Annotated in this window: 14 protein-coding genes; 3 read left to right on the forward strand and 11 right to left on the reverse strand. The window is 66.4% G+C overall.

What is annotated here, in order from left to right; translation table 11 throughout:
* Positions 1–57: 57 nt before the first annotated feature.
* Genes SPHME3_RS21625 through SPHME3_RS20500 form a run of 7 tightly spaced genes read right to left on the reverse strand, consistent with a single transcriptional unit; the run spans position 58 to position 10,564 of the window.
* Positions 58–1,719, reverse strand: a complete 1,662-nt coding sequence (locus SPHME3_RS21625; RefSeq protein ID WP_231376775.1) for a hypothetical protein — start codon at positions 1,717–1,719, stop codon at positions 58–60.
* 41 nt (positions 1,720–1,760) lie between these two features.
* Positions 1,761–3,671 carry a DEAD/DEAH box helicase gene (locus SPHME3_RS21630; RefSeq protein ID WP_231376776.1) on the reverse strand — a complete coding sequence of 637 codons (1,911 nt, stop codon included), beginning with the start codon at positions 3,669–3,671 and terminating at the stop codon, positions 1,761–1,763.
* Positions 3,671–4,624 (reverse strand): hypothetical protein, encoded by a 954-nt coding sequence (locus tag SPHME3_RS0117200; RefSeq protein WP_017978116.1) that lies wholly within the window; start codon positions 4,622–4,624, stop codon positions 3,671–3,673. The genes SPHME3_RS21630 and SPHME3_RS0117200 overlap by 1 nt, the downstream gene beginning before the upstream one ends.
* A 17-nt stretch (positions 4,625–4,641) precedes the next feature.
* On the reverse strand, positions 4,642–7,230 hold the full coding sequence (locus SPHME3_RS0117205) for a DEAD/DEAH box helicase (RefSeq protein WP_017978115.1): 2,589 nt from the start codon (positions 7,228–7,230) through the stop codon (positions 4,642–4,644).
* Positions 7,230–8,780: a site-specific DNA-methyltransferase gene (locus SPHME3_RS20260; protein WP_018251102.1), complete on the reverse strand. Its 1,551-nt coding sequence runs from the start codon at positions 8,778–8,780 to the stop codon at positions 7,230–7,232. The genes SPHME3_RS0117205 and SPHME3_RS20260 overlap by 1 nt, the downstream gene beginning before the upstream one ends.
* A 35-nt stretch (positions 8,781–8,815) precedes the next feature.
* Complete coding sequence (locus tag SPHME3_RS0117225) at positions 8,816–9,907, reverse strand: helix-turn-helix domain-containing protein (protein ID WP_018251103.1); 1,092 nt, start codon at positions 9,905–9,907, stop codon at positions 8,816–8,818.
* A gap of 3 nt (positions 9,908–9,910) precedes the next feature.
* Complete coding sequence (locus tag SPHME3_RS20500) at positions 9,911–10,564, reverse strand: hypothetical protein (RefSeq protein ID WP_018251104.1); 654 nt, start codon at positions 10,562–10,564, stop codon at positions 9,911–9,913.
* Positions 10,565–10,780: 216 nt separating this feature from the next.
* On the opposite strand from SPHME3_RS20500, the gene SPHME3_RS0117235 reads away from it, so the two are divergent.
* The 3 genes from SPHME3_RS0117235 (at position 10,781) to SPHME3_RS0117245 (ending at position 13,279) form a co-directional block, all read left to right on the forward strand.
* Positions 10,781–11,662 carry a 3'-5' exonuclease gene (locus SPHME3_RS0117235; protein WP_018251105.1) on the forward strand — a complete coding sequence of 294 codons (882 nt, stop codon included), beginning with the start codon at positions 10,781–10,783 and terminating at the stop codon, positions 11,660–11,662.
* A gap of 123 nt (positions 11,663–11,785) precedes the next feature.
* Entirely contained in the window at positions 11,786–12,331 is a 546-nt protein-coding gene (locus SPHME3_RS0117240; RefSeq protein WP_018251106.1) for a hypothetical protein, read from the forward strand.
* A gap of 63 nt (positions 12,332–12,394) precedes the next feature.
* A complete protein-coding gene (locus SPHME3_RS0117245) occupies positions 12,395–13,279 on the forward strand; it encodes a 3'-5' exonuclease family protein (protein WP_018251107.1) in 885 nt (294 codons plus the stop codon).
* Positions 13,280–13,578: 299 nt separating this feature from the next.
* On the opposite strand, the gene SPHME3_RS0117250 is transcribed toward SPHME3_RS0117245, so the two are convergent.
* The 4 genes from SPHME3_RS0117250 to SPHME3_RS0117265 all read right to left on the reverse strand — a co-directional run bounded on the left by SPHME3_RS0117250 (position 13,579) and on the right by SPHME3_RS0117265 (position 18,533).
* Positions 13,579–14,805 (reverse strand): PIN-like domain-containing protein, encoded by a 1,227-nt coding sequence (locus SPHME3_RS0117250; protein WP_018251108.1) that lies wholly within the window; start codon positions 14,803–14,805, stop codon positions 13,579–13,581.
* A gap of 228 nt (positions 14,806–15,033) precedes the next feature.
* On the reverse strand, positions 15,034–16,998 hold the full coding sequence (locus SPHME3_RS0117255; RefSeq protein WP_156021397.1) for a hypothetical protein: 1,965 nt from the start codon (positions 16,996–16,998) through the stop codon (positions 15,034–15,036).
* A gap of 240 nt (positions 16,999–17,238) precedes the next feature.
* Positions 17,239–18,087, reverse strand: coding sequence for a nucleotide exchange factor GrpE (locus SPHME3_RS0117260; RefSeq protein ID WP_018251109.1), 849 nt, complete (start codon positions 18,085–18,087; stop codon positions 17,239–17,241).
* Between the two features lie 134 nt (positions 18,088–18,221).
* Positions 18,222–18,533: a hypothetical protein gene (locus tag SPHME3_RS0117265; RefSeq protein WP_020493506.1), complete on the reverse strand. Its 312-nt coding sequence runs from the start codon at positions 18,531–18,533 to the stop codon at positions 18,222–18,224.
* Positions 18,534–18,612: the final 79 nt, after the last annotated feature.

Genomic DNA, 18,612 nt, shown 5'->3' on the forward strand with positions numbered 1-18,612 from the left:
ACCTTTGAATAGTCTGCGAGGCTCGGTCGCCGTCCATCGAGACCCTGTCGCCTACTATCATGTTGGTGTGAATACGCGCTGGACAGTCGAGGCGCCGTCGGCAACCTGCAACTCGAAGTGGCTCCGTGCACGGTTCGAGCGCCCTCGCTCGCGTTCCGGCGTGACGGCGAGCTCGAAGCCTGCCGGATCGAGCCAACGGGTCTCGCCCTGGCTGGTTACGGGTATGACCGAGTAGCGCCCCCGCCGGCCATCGGTGCCGGTGAGTCTCGCTGCGACAACACGCGGTGCCGGTTCTGCGCGCGCTGCGCGCGGCAGGCTCTGCTGCCAGGCTAGGAATAGCTGTGGATCGATCCTGCTCTCGGCGTCAGGCGCGTCCAGCTCATCCGCCAGCCACGCGTCGAACTCGGTGCGTCGGGCAGTGGCCGATTCGCGCGTCGGCGCGAGGCCTTGCGCGATGCAGAAAGCGACGAATGGGTCGTGTGTGCCGATCCGGAGCAGCTCGCGCGCCCAGAAGCCGAACCACGGCAACCCGGTGGTTGCCTTCCATTCGGCCAGGCTCGGGATGGCGTAAGCGTCAGCCGCGCCGTCCGACCAGGCCTGCGCGACCACAGCGCCAATCGCCACGCCGAGGCGGAATTCAAGGTTGTCACCCACGAAGCGTTGCCAGGAGCGCAGGTCCTCGGGTGCCGGCGCCCGGACGTCTGGTTCGTTCATCCACCATGCGAGCACATCGGCCCAATCGTCGAGCAGCGCCTGATCACCCGCCGTCTGCCGGACCCGGAAGCCGAAACCGCGGTCCCCTTGGAGCAGTGAGCCGATCTCTTCAAAAACATCGATGCGCGCCTGCGCATCCGCGTCCCCGTAGCCTTCCGCCGCCTCGATCAGCTCGCGTATCCGTCCGGCGATGGCCTCGAAGCGCCTGCCGATCAGCGGAGTGAAGCCGTAGTGGTAGAGTCGCCGTCGCTCGTTTGGATCGGGATAGAGGTGGTCGACCACGCCCGCGCCCCGACGGACGAAGGCGGCCTCCAGCCACGCCTCCCGCTCGGCCGCGACGCTGGTGAAGCTGCGGGACCAGAGGCCGGCGAGCAGCTCCTCAGCCTGGGCCCGGGTCATAGCGGCCTCCGCGATCCGCGCCGCCTCCTCGATGGCCGTCAGCAGCACACCGTCGAGTTCGTCCATGGCGTCGCCGAGCCTCGCCCGCCCATCGCTCGCTCCGGTCCCCGCCCTGTCGCTGACCTCGGCGGGCGCGGTTCGCTCGAGCCAATCGATGAATGCGTCCGGCTGGATGCCCAGGAGCCGGCTGGCCTGATCCCAGATCCGTCCAAGCAGCAGCGCCAGCGGCCCGTCGACGGCGTCCGCGTCGCGCTCCTCCCTGATCAGCGTCTGCCGCATGTCGTCGTAGTCGCGCGCGCGGTCGCGCATCTGGCGGTTCTGCTCGCGCAGCTTTCCGGCTGCCCTAGTCGCGACCGCGGTTGGAAGGGCGATGAGCGTCATGCCCTCGATGCCGCGAGACGCGCCGGGGCGGCCCGCACGGCCGGCGAGGTTGCGGAACTCGGCCGACGAGAATGGCGCGACGATCGGCGCCTCGGCTACGGGGTCCCACGACCGACGCTTCAACGACGTCAGGAAGATGAGGTCAAACGGGAGGTTGACTCCCTCCGTCAGCGTCGCGGTGGCGACCGTGATCGGACAGATCCGCCTTTCGATCATCTCGACCATGAGCCGCCGAAGCCTCTGCGGCATCTGGCCATGGTTGGTCGCTATGCCTCGCTCCAACAGGAAGAGTTCGAAGGAGTCGTCGCCGCAATAGTCGCGGCAGGCGGCGCGCGCCTCCTCGAAGCGCTCGCCCAGATGGCCATCTGTGCTTCAAAACCGACGACCGCGCTCCAGGCGGGCAGCTCGAGTGCCTCCTTATACCAGCGCATGGTCCGCTCGGGTTCCTGCGCGACCGAGATGAGGATCCGCTGGTCCTCCTCGGCGAGGTGCAATGCGGTCCATAGGACGTTGAGGCAGTTGAAACGGTTCAGGCTGTCGCGCCACGTCGCTCTGAGGTCGGGCATGGGCGCGTAGCGCAGTGGCAGGAAGACAGGATCCTCCTCGCCGCGGAGATAGAGCGGCCGTCCGTTCATGAGGTCAAGCAGGATGCGCCCCGAACTGCCGGGCGACGCCTCCAGGACCCCGATCACCTGTCGGGTGCTGCGGTAGCGGACGCCGACCGCCTCCGCCCCGCGGCGTCCCTCGATCCACTTAGCTACGGGGCCCGCCGCCCCACCGGCGACCGCTGTCAGGGCGATACGCACTACCTCGGGACGCTCCGACAGGATCCGGGATACCAGCGCTTCCAGCCGTAACGCCCGGTTGCTGTGCTCGGAGAAGCTCACGTTGGTCGACTCGCCAGCTTCGGGAACGACCTGGTGCGCCTCGTCCACGATGAGCAGCGCCATGCGCCCTGTGACGAGCGGCCCCAGGTATCGCAAAAGCGCGTCCGCCTTCTCGACGGTCACGATCAGGACCACAGGCTGCTCGCTGGTGAGCCAGTAGTCGGTGATCCCCCAGTCAGAGCCGCCATAGAGCCCCGTGACGATCGCATGTCCGCGTAGCTCGGCGGAGAGCTTCGCCTCGACCTCGCCGGCGAGCGCGCGGGACGGCACGATATAGAGGGCGAGTGGGCCCAGCAGGTTCGCCGGCTCGCGGAGCAGCAGCTCCTTGATGATCGCTAGGTTCGCGACGAGCGTCTTGCCGGAACCGGTCGGCGTGCAGAGCGCGAACGAGGTCTCCCGCAACAGGCGGTCGATCCCGTGCCGCTGGGACGTCCAGAGGATGCCGCGCCCGCGGGCGAACTGGTCCCGCGCGAAGGTTTCCAGCATGGACGTGCGCTCGGGCCTCAGTTCCGCGAGCGCGCGCAGCGGCTTGAAGATCGACGCGGCGGCATAGCCATCCGCGACCTGCCTGATGAGGCTGATCATCAGCGTCGCGTCGTCGCTCAAGGTGCGGGCGGCCAGGGCGTCGAGCGAGTGCAGTTTGGCCATCCCGACACCCAGCCGAGCGTCCTCTCCTCGACGAACGCTGTCGGCGATCAGTCCGAGCGTGCGCACCAGCTCGACGGAGAAGGTCTTGACCACTCCATTGGGCTCTTCCGCGGCGTCCGGGGCCGCCCGCCTGGGGAGCGTGTGTTCCGAGTTCCCCTTCCAGAAGCGACCGGCCCGGTGCAGCACGTCGTCGAAGTCCGCGCGGAGGAAGGCGGCGTAGAGCTTCACGCCGTCGTGATCCATGTCGACCTGCGCGAGTAGGCCCGCGGCCATCGCGGGCAGGTTGCCGAGCTGGTAGGCGGCGGCCGACAGCAGCTCAATCGGCACCTCGGAGCGGATTGGGTCGTCGGCTCTGGACAGCCACTCGAGGATCTCACCGACGCGCCGGCAGCAGTCGACGGCGCGCGCCGAGTCCGGTCCCTCGATTGTGCGGAAGATGTGCGCGGCATGGAGCAGCCGGCGCGCGTCGGCGAGCTGCCGCGTGGTCTCCTGCGCTCCCCACTGGATGGCGGGCACCTGCCACGTCATTTGAAGGGAGCGGACGTAAGCCTTGGCCTGCGACCTCGACAACTCGTTTTCGATCGCCAGCGCCTGTCTTACGGCCTCGGCGGCTGCGAGCCGGTCCTCGTCGCGGTCGGGCATCAACCTTGATCCCAGAGCGAGGCGTAGAGCGCGTCCACGAGGTCGGCACCGTTCTCAAGAATCACCTCCACGACCTGCAGATCGTGGCGGGACCTGTATTCCTGCGGGCGTTCCTCCCAATCGATCGCGCACTCGCCCGCATCGCGGCGGCGGGCGCCGTTGCCGACGATCACGACCAGGTTAGTCCGGTCTATCGCTGCGTTCGCCAGCACCGCGCGATCGATCGAGAAGATGGCGTTGGCGTGGCCATCCGGGTCGCGGTGCTCGAGCAGTCTCTGCAGCTGGCGCAGGCCGTGGGGGATGCCGGTGTCGCGGTTGACCTCGAACCAGATGCCACGACCGCTGCGGACCATCTCGCCGGTCTCCTCGTCCTCTACCCGCGGGCCGTGGAGCAGGGACGCGATGGTGGAGTTGTTCAGCGTCTGGCGCCACTTCGCCTCGCCGGCGATGACGCGGGCGACCTCGCCATCGTCGCTGAGGGCGATGCCGATGAAGTCCGTGCCGTGACGCCCGTAGATCTCGCGGGTGCGGGCGGGATCGTCGCGCAGCGTCCAGAGATACTTCTCGACGTCGTCGTGGAACCGGAAGAGGAAGATGGGCACGCGCCAATGGTGACCGCCCACGAAGTCTGCCCGGTAGGCCTCGGTCACGAGCCCCGCCATCACCTCGCCGAACAGGCCGCGCACCGCCGTGGTGGGCAGGCTGTTCGGATAGCGGGGACCGGCCGCGGCGCCGCCGTCAGGATGCAGGTCGATGCCCACCTGCGCGTGGAAATGTTCCCGGGCGTCGAGATGCGCGGATTCGAAGTAGGGCCGCAGCGCGTCCAGCAGGGCCTGGCGCTCGACGTCGTCGCGCTGTTCCAGCAGGAGATGGCCGTAGTTTCCACCGACGACTGTGCCGTTCGCGTTTAGCCAATCCGCAAGGGCGTCGCTGGGTGGTGGGCAGGTGTGCATCAGGCGCCTCCGTCCGCTTAACCGATCGCCGCGTCCAGTTGCTGGGTGACACCACCGCCACGATCTTTCTCGGCCCAAAGGAAGACGACGCCGCCGCCACTCACCTCCTGCAGCCGCGCGCCGATGTTCTTCTTCTCGCGACTGTCGGCGTTGTCGGTTCGGTCTGCGCCCTTGTATTCGACGATGAGCTTGCGGCCGTCGGCCAGCTCGGCGACGAAGTCGGGATAGAACTGGTCGGTCGCGGTCGGCAGGGCATAGGACCAGGCAGTGCGATCCACGTTGCGGACCCAGCGGTGAACCGCCGGGTGATCGTCGATGGCCACCGCCGCCATCCATTCCTCGCCGCCGTGCTTCAGGTCGCCAACCTGCGAGAACAGGTGCTTCCGCGGCCGCCATGGCCCGGCGTAGGGCGTGCGCGGGTCGTAACCGGCCTTGCTGAAGCTGAAGGCGTTGTCGCCCAGAGCTAGCACCGGGGCGATGTCGCCGAGCAGGAGCTGGACGCCGCGTGCGCCGGCCTCATGGCGGAGCTGCGCCACTCGCGCGATGATCGCACGGCGCAACGCATACTTTCCGCGGACGAGCTGAGCCAGCGGGATGCGATCGGCAACGCCTTCCACCACGCGGCGGCAATACTCGAGGAAGATGGGCTGGGCGACGTCGCGCTGGCGTGTCGTGCGGTCGAGCCAGCGGGACAGCGCCGCCACGTCCCAGTCGGTCGCGTCGTCCAGCGCCAGCTCGGCGGCCGCGTCGATCCGGGAGTAAACGACCTGGTCGCCGTCCACGTCCATCTCGAACGTGTCCGGCCGATCCGTCAGCGCAAAGCCGGGCAGGCTCGTGTCGACCTGGCGCAGATCCCAGCCGCCGACATCCACCAGCGTCTCGGGGAAGACGATCTCGAGCTGGCCATCGCGCTCGATCGCGAGGCGCGGAAGCGTCAGCACCTCGCCTTGTTCCGCCGGCGAAAGCGACGACGCGCGCTGGACGAGGAACGCCTCCATCGCCGCCACCGGCGACGTCGTTTCTGTTGTGACCGCCGCCGCCACCTCCCGCAGCACCGTGTCTGGGGCAGCCGTGTCGAACGTGATCGCGACGCCGCCGGCACCATCATCAGCGATACGCGTTGCGGCCACAATCTCCGGCGTCCAGCTGCTCTGATCCGGACGCTCCTGCACCCGCAGCAACGGCAGCTCGGGCCGGGTGAACAGCGGCTGGTCCTCGCTCCATTCGAACGTCTCGGGCTGCTCGACGATCGCCTCCAGCGCTGTGCGCTCGTCGAAGCCCATCTGGGTCAGACGGTCCTTCAGCCCTTCGGCGGCTTCGAAAAAGTTGCGTTCGGACACGTGGGCATAGGCGCGGTTCAGCTCTTCAGACGAGCGCCGGGTCGCGGATGGCATCCGCAGCACGCGCCCCAGCAGCTGCTCCACCGCGCCGCCGCTCCTGATGCTGGCGAGCGAGCAGAAGACATAGGCGAAGGAGCAGTCCCAGCCTTCCTTCAGCGCGTCGACGGTGATGACGTGCTCGATGATGCAGGCGGGATCGAACAGGTCGATGCCGTCGAGTTCGCGCTGGTTGCCCGTCGCCACCGCGATCCGGTCTTCGGGAATGCGGCAATCTTCGATCAGGTGGCGCTTCACCACATCGACCGTCGCCTCGGCGCCTTCGCGCGCCGGCTGTGCCTGATACAGCGCGATCGGGCGGATGCCGCCTCCATCCTTCGCGGCGATTCCCTCCAGCCAGGCGCGGTTGTCGACCGCATGGGCGATCGCCGCTTGCCAGCTGCCATGCTGCGACAGGTGGATCGGCAGCTTGATCATGTCCGCCGCCTTCAGCTCGGCGGCGGTGGCCGAGACGATTACGTTGGAGCGCACTGGCGTCGCGGTAAACTCCACCACGGCCGCGGGCGCGAGCCGGCCGAATGTCTCCCCGGACAGCGTCGACGTGAAATTGTGCGCCTCGTCCACGATCACCAGTGGTCGGTGCAGCTTCAGCAGATTCGCGAAGCTAGCGATCGGCTTGCCGCGGCGGGGGCCGTCCTCGTGCCGGGCGAGGTCGATGCCGGGGGCCAGCGCCGCGAAGTGCGGCTCCAGCTCCTCGTCGTCGCGATAGACGTTGCGGTCGGCGACGTTGTTGACGCGGAAGGACTGGACGGTGGCGACGATCACCGTGGCGGCATCGGCCATGTCCTGCGGTCGAAGTTGCCGCCGCTCGTCGATGCCGAGCACGCGCACGGCGCCGCCGAACTGCGCCTCCAGCGCCTGACGATAGGGGTGGCCGATCTTCTTGAGCGCGCCGAGCGTCTGGTCGGCGATCGCGCTCGACGTGACCAGCCACAGCACAACCGGATAGCGGCGCGCGAGATAGGTGTCGCGCGCGATGCCGATGGGGTAGGCGGCGAGCAGTGTCTTGCCGCCGCCGGTCGGCAGGCGCAGGCAGCAATAGGGCACACCCGGCAACCCCGCGAGCGGGCGGTAGGTCGCTCCATACGCCCCCGGCTCGCCGACCGCGCCTGCGGCGGCATAGGCAGCGGCATGGTCGCGGATCGCCGCCTGGTCGAGGAAGGTGCGGAGCGCATCGAGCGCGCGGCGCTGATAGTCCTTGAGCTCCATCAGCGCGCCTTCACGTCATAGGGGGTCTGCTTGAAGGTGACGCCCGCCTCCGCCAGCCGCGCCGCGCCCAGCTTCGACAATTCGCCATACACGGTCATCGGCCCGTCCCAGCCGCTTGTCTGCCGTAGCCGTGCGAGCAGCGCCGCGGTCAGCACGTTTCCACCGCTGACGGAGCGGTCGCCGAGGATGCCGTTGTAGAGCAACGCATAGGCGACATCGTTATGCACACCCAGCACCGGCGTATCGGCAGCGCCGGTGAAGGGTGCGCCGGTCTCGCTGAACCAGATATGCGCGGCGAGGGTCGCGAAGCGGATGCCGTCCGCGATGTGCCCATCGGCCTCGAATACCGGCGCGCCGAGGCGATAGAAGCGATAGCCACCGCCGCCGGTCCAGCCGACCGCTTCGCTGACGCCGCCCTGTTCGCCCGCGATCACCTTGTCGAGCCGCGGCTTGCAATGCGTCTCGGCATGGTCGCCCATCTCAATGCCGATCCACCGTCGCCCCATCTTGTGCGCCACCGCCGCCGTCGTGCCGGAGCCGAGAAAGCTGTCGAGCACGAGGTCGCCCGGGTTGCTGGCGATGTGGAGGATGCGGTTCAGCAGCTCTTCGGGCTTCGGCGTCTCGAACGACGCCTTGTTACCGAAGATCAACTCGATCTGCCGGCTTGCATGTTGGTTGAAGGCTAAGTCCGCCCAGACAGATGAGGTCGTCATGCCGTTCTTCGCTTCTGACAAGAACAGCTTCCGCATCGGTGTCCGGGCATCGCCTTTGGCACCCCAGAACAACCGCTTTTCAGCCTGTAGGCGAGCCATTTCCTCGCAGTTGTGGCGCCAACACGTGCCCTCCCGCGGGTATACCTCTTCGCCCGTAAACGGGTTGGTGATCGGGTAAATGAGGCTCTGAACCGAACGCCCGCCCTTTCCGTTGGCTGTTGTGTCGATCTTGCGGAACGGACCACGCGGATCGATGCCTTCGGGGTCTGGGTATTCACGATATTGGGAGTTGGCCTTGTCCGATCGAGGCATAAGATTGAACAGTTCTTCGGCGCGGGACCGGTTCTCTCCGGGTCTCCGGCTCTTGCCCCACACCAGAATATGCTCGTGGATCGAGGCTATAGTTCGATCATTCGGCGGCCCATCTCGCTTCTGCCAAGCAACATCCACGATGAAATTACCGCGCCCAAACACCTCATCCATCACGATCTTGAGGTAATGTCCCTCATTATCGTCGATGGACACCCAGATGCTGCCGTCCTCCGCCAGCAACTCGCGCAGCAGGACGAGGCGCGGATAGATCATCGCCAGCCACTGGCTGTGCTCGAGATTGTCGTCGTAATGCTCGAACGCCGACCGCGTGTTGTAGGGCGGGTCGATGTAGATGCACTTCACGGCACCCTTGTAATAGGGCAGCAGCGCCTTGAGCGCGTCGAGATTGTCGCCCCGGATGAGCATATTAGCGGCGTCGCCATCGCCGCCGTCCAGCGCGGGCACCACCTCCAGCAGCCGATACGGCACCCCCGCCGCCGCGCGGACGTCGTCTCCGCGCGTCATCCAATCCAGTATCGGCACCTAACCCCCAAATCTCATCAGTCGGACACCAGCGACAACTTGCCGCGGGCGCTGCCGGCAGCCCCCTGACGTCCACCCTCGATGCTCATCATCCGCGTCAAGCCGAAGACGAGCTTATCAATCTCGGTGACCGGGATGTGCAGCGCCGCGGAGATATCGTGCTTCGTGATCCGATCGTTACGGAGGCCGCCGAAGACCTTCTCCCATACCACGGACATCTCGCGCTCGATGCCTTGCGGCTCGGTCGTTCGATAGCCGTTGCGGGCGATCTGAATGCACAGCTGCCGGTTTTCCCATTCGGATGTGATGCCGAGCTGGCGCAGGCGGTAGTTCAGTGCGGCAACAGACACCTTCCACCGCGCCTTCTCGGCGATGATGTGGTTCAGCCCCCGCGCAATGGGGATGCGCGCGCGCACGTCAGCCGACGGCATCAGGAACGACGATGCGAATCGGTTCGCCTCATCCTCAGCCGCGCGTCCACCGGGTCCGCCGTGCTTGTGCAGAACCAAATGGCCGAGTTCGTGCGCGGCATCGAAGCGGCTGTGCTCGGCAGTCTTGACGGTATTGAGAAAGATGTAGGGCTTGTTCGACCGCCAAACCGAGAAGGCGTCAACCGACCGCGTTTCCTCGACAAGCGAGAACACCCGTACACCTTTCGCTTCGAGCAGGTGAACCATGTTGCGGATCGGCTTCTCGCCGAGCCCCCAGAGCTCGCGAAGCGCACGGGCGGCATGATCGGGCGAGCGTTCATCGCTGAGGTCATGCAGGTCGATCGCGGGAAGATCGAACAGCGTTTCCACCCAGTCGCTCAGCATGAAGGCGAGAGATCCCGCCGCGAGCGCGGCATCACGGTCGCCGGCCAGCATATGGGACATCGACCTGAAGCTCGCGGCCTCACGCGGCGGTTGATCAACCGTCTCGCCATAGAAAAAGGTGGATGGATAGCCGAGCACATCGGCGATCCGATCGGTTATGTCGGTCGCCGGCTCGGTCTCACCGGTTTCATAGCGATGAAGGGCAGGCCGACTCACGCGCGCGGCCTCCGCCAGCTGGCTCTTGCTCAGCCCGGCGCGATGCCGCGCGAGGCTCAGCCTCGCGGGATTGAACATGGCTTACCTCTTACGACGGACCGGGATGTCGAAGTCGGGGCCGTAATCGTCGTCATCACGCCCGCGAACGTCGCAGACCGGGCCGTTCTGATCGATTAGGATGATCCGTTCGCGCCAGTTGCACAGGTAGCCGCCCTCAACGGTCATCGGGAAGGACAGCTCGGCGCGGACTGCGTCGTTGCTAATATAGGCGCACAGATACCAAATCGGCGCATCCGACCGGGCGGCGGCGGCAAGCGCTTCCTCATATTCCTTCAGAAACTCGGGGATGGGCAGCGGCGGCTCCCGGTTCAGTCGCACGGCGCGTTCGGAGCCGCTGCCCTTTGCCGACTTGTTCTTCGGCTGAGCCTCGCGCACGCCGGTCGCCTCGTTGGTATTTACCACCGCGATACGGAAGGCGCGATCTGGGTGAACGATCGTCGAAAGGTTGTCCTGGTCGTCCTTCTCCCAGCCATGCGAACGCTTCACATCGCGGAAGGTGCGGGTGCCGAAACGCCAGGCATCCCAACCGGCGGCCGTGGGTGGATCATTGTCGGTGCAGCCGTTGAACGCCGCCACCATGGCGTTCACGACGCGCACGCATTCCTCAAACGTGAGGCCGAGCGTCTTCAGGCGACGTTCGACGTCGTTCGGATCAAACCAGATCGCGCATTCCATGATCGGCCCCTGTTACATTTTTCTCACTCAGATGAGAGGCTGTTTTGTAACGCCTGTCAAGTGGCGATATCTGGTTCCGTGTCGTCGCTTCTCGTCGCCTTAACAAGCAGCCTTTCAGGCGTGCTGGGAAAAGTCCGGGCCGCTGCCCGTCTCCGTGACCGAAGAAGCAGAGGGGAAAATCCTCGCTGCCGCTCGGTCTTCTAGGAGACCAAAGCCATGCACGAGATCCGCCATCTGGCCGCCAGCGCCATGTTGTCCGGCCCTAACGACGATCCGGACATCCGCATCCTGCGCCGCGTCAGCACGCCGGAGTCCTTCCCCCTTGCCGCCGATCCGGTGGGCGCGACCCGCCGCATCGCGATCGTGGATACCGAATGCACCGGAACGGATCCGCAGCTCGACGAAATCATCGACATCGCCGTCGTAATCGTCGAGGCCGACGAACTAGGGCAAATTGTCCGCATCGACCGCGTCAGACAGGCGCTGCGCGATCCGGGGATGCCGATCCCGGCCGTTATCAGCCGGTTGACCGGGATCACCGACGACGACGTGCGGGGTCGGACCATCGACCTTGACCGGCTGGAACGGCTGCTCGCCGGCGCCGATGTGCGGATCGCGCATTCGGCGGTATTCGACATCGCCTTCATCGAGAACCTGATGCCCGGTCTCGCCGGCGCTAGCTGGGCCTGTTCGATGAACGACTTCGACTGGCTGTCGACCGGCTTCGATGGTCGCAAGTTGGGGCACCTGCTGATGCAGATCGGTCGCTTCAACGACGCGCACCGCGCGATGTCCGACGTGATCAGCTTGCTGCACTTGCTCGCGCACCGGCTCGACGATGGCCGCACAGTGCTGGGTCAGCTGCTGGAGAACGCCGCGATGCCATCGCTGCGGATCGAGGCAACGAACGCGCCGTTCGACCGGCGCGGTTTGCTGAAGGCCCGCGGTTACCGGTGGGATCCGCGAGGTCGCGTCTGGTGGTGCGAGATCTCAGCGGACGAGTACGAGTCCGAGGCGCTGTGGCTCCAGCGCGAGGTGACGCCGCACGGCCCCGCGCCCCGCACCCGGCCAGTCACGTGGCACGAGCGGCACCGCTGACGCGCGGGCCGGACAGGCGGCGCACTGCGGCGCGCCGCCTCCTTCCAGAACGACAGTCATGAGCACCCAAGGTTGGGGAAAAATGCTCCGGCCATGATGGCCGTCACATAAGGGAACGACAGCATGCAGCAGAACACCATCGGTATCCGCCACCAGAACTTCATGCTCGCGGTCCGCCGCGAACTCGGCTGGCCGGGCTTCAAGCCGTGCAACGACGCGATCGCCTTCTGCTCCGGTCGCAAGATGGACATCGAAGTGGGTTCGGAGATGGCGCGCCTCGCCCAGACGCTGCGCAAGGACGCCGTCTACACCGGCTGGGCGAGCCTGACGGCGAGCACCCCGCTGGGCTTCACCATCGTCTACCGCGAGATGCTGGCCGTGGACATCATCGACCACGTCGTGCCCTTCGCCGCTAACGACGACGCGCCCATCGTCTTCGTCAGCACCCGGGCCGACGAGCACTTCGCTATCGATCATCGCGGCACGCTGGTCCGCGTCCCCGGCAAGCCGAAGAACATCGGCACCGGCCGCAAGCTGGCGATGAAGCGAATCCGCGCCACCGCCGCGACGATGGGCGATGAACTGCTCGCCGACAACCGCTTCGTGCCGTTCGGCAGCGACTGGATCGAGCCGAAAACCCCGGTCGAGACGATCGTCCGCTTCGGCTGACCCTCCCGCGCTGGGCGCATCCCGCGCCCGGCGCCACCACCTTCCTCAACGCTGGAAATCGTTATGAAGCTCGAACTTCCCTCCGTCCCGCGCGGCCCGCGCACCTACGTCGTCCTCGACCTCGAATCGGCCGTTCTCGACCGCACCGCCCATCGCCGGTATCAGCAGATGGAGCGGTGGGTGCCGGACGACAGCGACCGCGCCAGCCGGCCCGGCTACACCCGCGGCGAGGACCCGCTGAAGACGCCCCGGTGGTGCTTCCAGACGATCACGACCGCGTCCATGCTGATCGCGCGCGAGCATGTCGATGGCGGTATCGACGTCAGCCGGTTCGTCACCTACTCGGCGCCGGATCAAGACGAGCGGGGCGTGCTCGCCGGCGTCCTCAAGGAATTGGCCAACACGCCGGCGGACGCCGAACTGTGCAGCTGGGGCGGCGCCATGCACGATGTGCCGCTCCTGATCGCCGGCTGCGCCCGCTATGGCCTCACGCTGCCGGCCGGATGGGGGTGGTTGGCGTTCGGCGGCAAGAGCGCAGCGCGTCACCTGGATCTGCTGCGGGTCTTCACCGGCGGGTTCGCGATGAAGCCGATCCATCAGACGGAGATGCTGGCGGCGATGGACCTGCCTGGCAAATGGACAGCGAAGCCGGCGGCGATCGCCAGCCTGATCGAGGCCGGCGAGTGGCAGATGGTCAGGGAGGCGTGCGAGGGCGACTGCGTCTCGGAGGTAATGCTGCTTGCCCGCTGGCGGCAGCTTCTCGATGGTCGGGCCGACGGCGGCGTGGTCGAGGACCGTATCCTCCGCCGAGTCATCGAGCTGATGCCGGACCGCGCCTATGTCGCCGCGCTGCAGGCGCGGCGCAACGAGCGGTTCGCCGCACAGGTCGGGAAAGCCGTCAATGACGCCATCGTCTTAGCGCCTTGGCTGGAGCAGGATGCTGCCTGACGGACCTTGGCGAATGCACCTGTAGCATCTGCGCCGGTGTATTCGCCGACAGCTTAGGTGCCGCTGTGGCTTTCCCAATTTACTGTTCAAATTGGCCGCTTCGTAAAACGCGGATCGGGAACAGATTTAGGGGAAGCGAGGCCCACAGGCTACCGTCATCACGGTCGAATTCCCGCCACAGGTTCCCTTCTGGGAATGGCCGGAATGGGTGCCAGAGATTTCTTATCCTCCATCATTTATAGCCGCTTCTGAGGTGCATACCGCGACGCTAGTCGTTCGCAGTGCGGGAACGACATTTCTTAACCCGTCTCCGCCTCGTCAGCCATCCAATGTGTGCATCCGTATTCTATAAGGTATCGGCCGACCGGCAGGAGGGCCTCGCGCTCGAGTGGCTTCAAGTGCACGTTGAAGTCGAACAGCGTGCCGGTCGCCCCTCGGACGTCAAGGCGAGGGCAGCCAGACGGCGCCGATGTCACGGTTGCGGCCACATCTGGCACCCCCGCCATGCGCGGCTCGAGACGCCCGCTCGCCGTCGCCATTCTGACCTCGCGAAGCAGTTCGATCTCCAGAGTTCCCCGGTTCTCGTCGGAGCGCGCTACAAGCGCGACCTGCTCAATAAGCGAAACGGCGGGCGCCTGGAGGCGCCCGCGTCTGGCGTCGACCTCTCTGATTTCCTCGACAACGTGCTCGTTCAACTTACTGCCCGCCCGGGCGGCGTGGAGTTCGAGGAAGCGTTCGGTCCTATACACGTGGATCCGCTGCCCGGTTTCGCGGGAGAATTCCTCGAGCAGTTCGAGTCTGGGCCCAAGCGTGAGGTGGCCCTTCTGCTCCCACCAATCCTCCTTTTTCTCCGAAGTCACGAAGATAACTGGTGTGGAAGCCGCCTTGGCCTGATCCATAAGTTGCGACCAAAGGACGTAATCGCCGTATCGTCGGTCGCCCTCTTTAGTGTCCTCGTCCATGTACCCGGGCGGCACTTTGGCCTTGAACCGACTTTCGGCGGTCTTGATCGTCGCAGCCAGGCGAGTGGCGTCGTAAGCGGCGCCGACCCGTTCGTCGAAAATGGCCAGCAGCCTCTCTAATAGCGGGTCCTCGCGGAGATAATCGGGGTGGGCGGCTCGCGCCGCGTCGATCTCTCTTCGCGCTTCATTGACGGCCGTCGAGACCGCTGCGTCCAGCCCGTCAGCCAGCGAGCGCGGGACTAGACGCTGGCCCCGCAGCTTGTCTCTCGCCTCGATTAACGCCTTGGACAGCTTGTCGACAGCGGCACTAGCATCGCCGAACGTCGTATTCGAAGAGACGATCACGCCCTTCCTGTTCCGGAAGAACTCGGTCGCGGCCTGGTCGGAAAGCCAGACGCGCTCGCCGAAGGATGAGATTGCCTCTAAGATGCGATCACGGGTGTCGGCGTGGTAGCGATACAGGTCGAGCAGGACGTTGGCGTCCACCGACACGACGGCGGCGTCCCAGAATGAGCTGGGATCGACGGCGTCCGCGTCGAGATACCATGCGAAGCGGTTCCTCATCCATCCAGCCTGACGGGGAAACCATTGGCGCGCAAGCCGCTCCAGGCCCGAGGCTGATCTTGTGGGTTCGGCGCCACCGATTGCATACCTTCTTGACTTGTTTGGGCTGCCGCACGCGCCTCATTGTGCCCGGACGGGGGCTACCTTCTCCCGAGCGGCTTCAATCGGTCGTCCTAGGTTTCACCAGACTCAGCCGTTCCTGACCCCAATCGGGAAAGCGGGCGATCCTCATCGTCCGGCATCCCTCGCAGCATTCCACGCCTGCGCCGCAGCAGTCGACCGGTTCACCGCCGCCTGAACTTCGGCTACCACCTTCTGCTGATCGGACGTCAGGACGTGGCCGGCACGCGAGATTAGTTCCGCCAGCTGCTGCCTTGAGCGGGCGGCGTCGGATTCGTGCTCTTCGGCGAGGCTGTGCCGATCGGCAACATCCAGCCGCGCGAGGATCACGTTTATCGCCCAGTTCGGCGGCGTCTCCTGCAGGTTGGCGACCAGCTTCGGATCGATAGTGGCGGCGGCGTTGCGGTCGAGGCGGATCGTGTTGCCGGTCACGTCGATCCAGTCGGGATGATCGATGACTGCGTCCACCGCGAGCGACCACCGGTTGTGCCGGACGATCTCCCTGCTGGCTTCGGCTTCCTTGGCTTCCGCGTACGCGATCCGGCTGTCGGCTTCCGCTGCACGGACGGCGGCGGCTTCTTCGCGAATGGCGAGCGCGCGCGCGCGCCGGTCGAGGTCAGCGAGCGCGGCAGCATGTTCGGATGCGCGTGCGCGACGGTCGCGATCGTCATCCTGCTCCCGTGCTGTCAACGCGGCATCGCGGTCGTTCAGCTCCTGCTCGCGCTTCAGCAATCGTCTGGCGTGGTGACGCAGCTGCTCCATTGCATCCGCCAGCCGGCGGGCGAGCTTCATCAACGGCGCGGACCAGCCCGCCTCATAGGCGATCTGCTCGTGCGGTCGCATCTTCGCCTTCCGCATCGAAAAGCGGTCTCCTAAAGGACGAAGTTCGAGGCCGGCGGCGTCATCCGCACCGCGCGCCAGCAGCGCCAGCTGGACTTCGTTCAACTTGCGCTGGGCCTCGATGCGATTCCGCTCGGTCGTGTTCGCGTCGCGTTCGGCAGCGGCGCGGACGCGGTCGACTTCGGCGGCCGCGAGTTCCTTCCTCGCCGCCGCGCGGTTCCTGGCGCTGTCCTCGACGTTGCGCTGTGCGGTCTGCCGTGCGGCATCCAGGGCGATACGCGCGTGTTCGGCCTCGCGCCAGGCGATCTCGGCCCGCGCGACCGCCATCGCCACGTTGGCCTCACGCGCGGCGATCGCCCGTTCGCGTTCCTCCGCTACAGTATCACGCGCCTTATTGTCCTCATCCCGCCTGTCGGCCTGCCGTTCGCGCTCGGCCAGCGCCCGGTCACGGTCGTCATGCTGGCGGGCAGCTTTCAACTGCTCGGCTAGGAAGGCCGCTTCGCGATCCCGCTGCTGGCGTTCCATCTCAACGCGGTCGGCGTAGACCGCGGCCTTGTCCCGTTCGGCCTGGTCGATGCCCGCCTTCGCGCGTGTGGTCAGGCTGGCCAATTCCTCGGCGCGCTGCTGCTCCGCCGACTTCCAGTCTTGTCCGGCCACCACCTTGGCCTTACCTCGCTCGACGCCGTCCAGCTTCATCTCGTCGCGCATGTACTCGAACAAGGCGGTCTGGAGGGCGCGGCCGTATCCGAACGGCAGGGGCTTCTCGCCATGCTTCGCCGCCAGCAGCTTGAGGTGATGGGTCGTCGATACGGCCGGCTTCGACTCGCGCTTCGTCGTCTTCATGTAGCGGGGCGCCAGGAACAGATCCACGACGCGCTGGCTGGTCTCGTCCCGATCGACACGATCCGCGAAGATGGCCTCGTCGCCGAAGACGCGCTCCGCGAAGGCGCGCGCATGATGCAGCATGTAATCGGCATCGCCACCATCCACCAGATCGACCGGAAACTGGATCAGCAGGTGCATCGCCGACGACTTCGCCTTGGGGACGAACGCCCCCTCGATGTGTCGGTCGAACAGCGCCCGCAGATTCAGCCCGGTCGTGGTAATGGGGGGCTCGTCGTTCACGGCGCGGGACTGCCCCGTCTGGTCGAGACGCTTGCCGTGTTTCTCGGCCCGGGCCAATCCGGCGCGGTCAACGTTTTTGATCCGGGCGGCACCGGCGACGCCGGCCACTTCGTTTTTCATGGTTCCTCGGAGGGCCGCACCCACGCGCGGCAGAAAAAGAAGAACATGCTCTTCTTTTTTCGATGCTCGAAAAAAGGCATGTCAGGGGAGCACCCCTGAACCCCCGAAACGGCCCTGCGCTGAAACGCTGCGGGCCGTGGCTTTCCCGTCCGCGGGAAAGCCGAAGGGGAAGAAGGGCAGCGGAAAACCGCCCCGCCGCCATAGCGACGACGGGGCGGGTTCTGCGGATCAGCCGCGGCTGTCACCGCCGACGTCCGCCTGACCGGCGTCGTCGTTCGTGACGAGCGGCATCTCCACCTGACCTCCTTCAGGGTGATCGGTGTAGATGACCGGCGGCTGCTCCGGACCATCGGCGTCGACATCGGCGACCGACTGGCCTGCCGACGCGCTGCTGGCGTCGATAGCGACATCGCCGACCTGACGGTTGTCGTCGTCGCCAACGGACGCACGGTCCGCATGTGGCACAGACGGCATGATCGCCGCCGAACCGTTGTCCGACGTCCCCGGCCTCAGCGCCCTGAGCAGCGCATCCCGCTCCTCCAGCCGCACGGTGGCGACTTCCTCGCGGCGCCGCGCGTCGGCCAGCGCCTGCTCGAGTTCCGCGATCCTGGCCAGCGCCGCGTCGCGCTGCGCTTCCGCGGCCGTCCAGTGGTCGAGCAGGCCGTTGACCTCGGCCTGCGCCTCATCGGCGCGGCGCTCGGCGTCGGTGATGCGGAGCGTCGCTACGCGATCGAGATCGCCGCCGACGCCGCGCACCGCGCGCAGGAAGCTGCTCATGGCTTCGGCCGCGAAACGATCCACCGTCTCCCGGAACTCCGCCTGGACGTGCGGCGGCACCTCCATGACCGGCGCGTCGCTCTCAGCGGCACGCCGCTGCTTCCAGTCGCGCACCTTCCTGTAGAACTCGCCGCTGGGCTCGATGTCGAGCGCCTTCGCGGCATCGTAGGGGATCAGTTCCGCGGGCGTGCACCCGCGCTCCTCGACCAGATGGTCGAGCTTCTTGTCGAGGCCCGGCTGCCGGACCCAGTCACTGCTCTTCTTCATGTTGCCGAACTCGCTGCTCGCGAGCCGGGCCATCCTGCGAGACCTTCGACACCTGCGATATCGCAGGTGTCGAAGGTTCATGGTGTTGCGGATGGTATCCGGTCGCGCATCGTCGTCAGCGCGCGGTCGCCATGCGGCGGCCGGGCGCGGTTAGCCGACGAAGGCGGTTATGGTGCGGCCCAGCCCTGCGGCGGGCGGCGAAGGTGCCGCAGGGTTCGCGATCCCGTGACGGTCGCCAAGCTTCGCGTGGAGACGGCGCATTGCCGCACCACCAGCGCGACGATAACCGCGATGAACGCGGCGACCACCGACGCCAAGCGCCGGATCGCACCCGGGCCGCCAAGACGGCGCCGGATCTGCCACTCGACAGAGCGTGCCGCCACCGCGAGCAGTTCGCCGATCATCTCCCAGACCGAGATACCTTCAATGGCCGCCATCGCGGCAGCCTCCTCGTCGGACAAGGCGGGATTATCGGTCACGGGGCGTAGTATAGGAGCGAGGCCGTCTGTCGCCAAACAACCTTTCAACTTTTTCGACCGTAGTGACCAGGCGCACTGG

Origin of the sequence: Sphingomonas melonis DAPP-PG 224, assembly GCF_000379045.1 — a bacterium.
In the GTDB taxonomy this organism is placed as follows: Bacteria; Pseudomonadota; Alphaproteobacteria; order Sphingomonadales; family Sphingomonadaceae; genus Sphingomonas; species Sphingomonas aquatilis.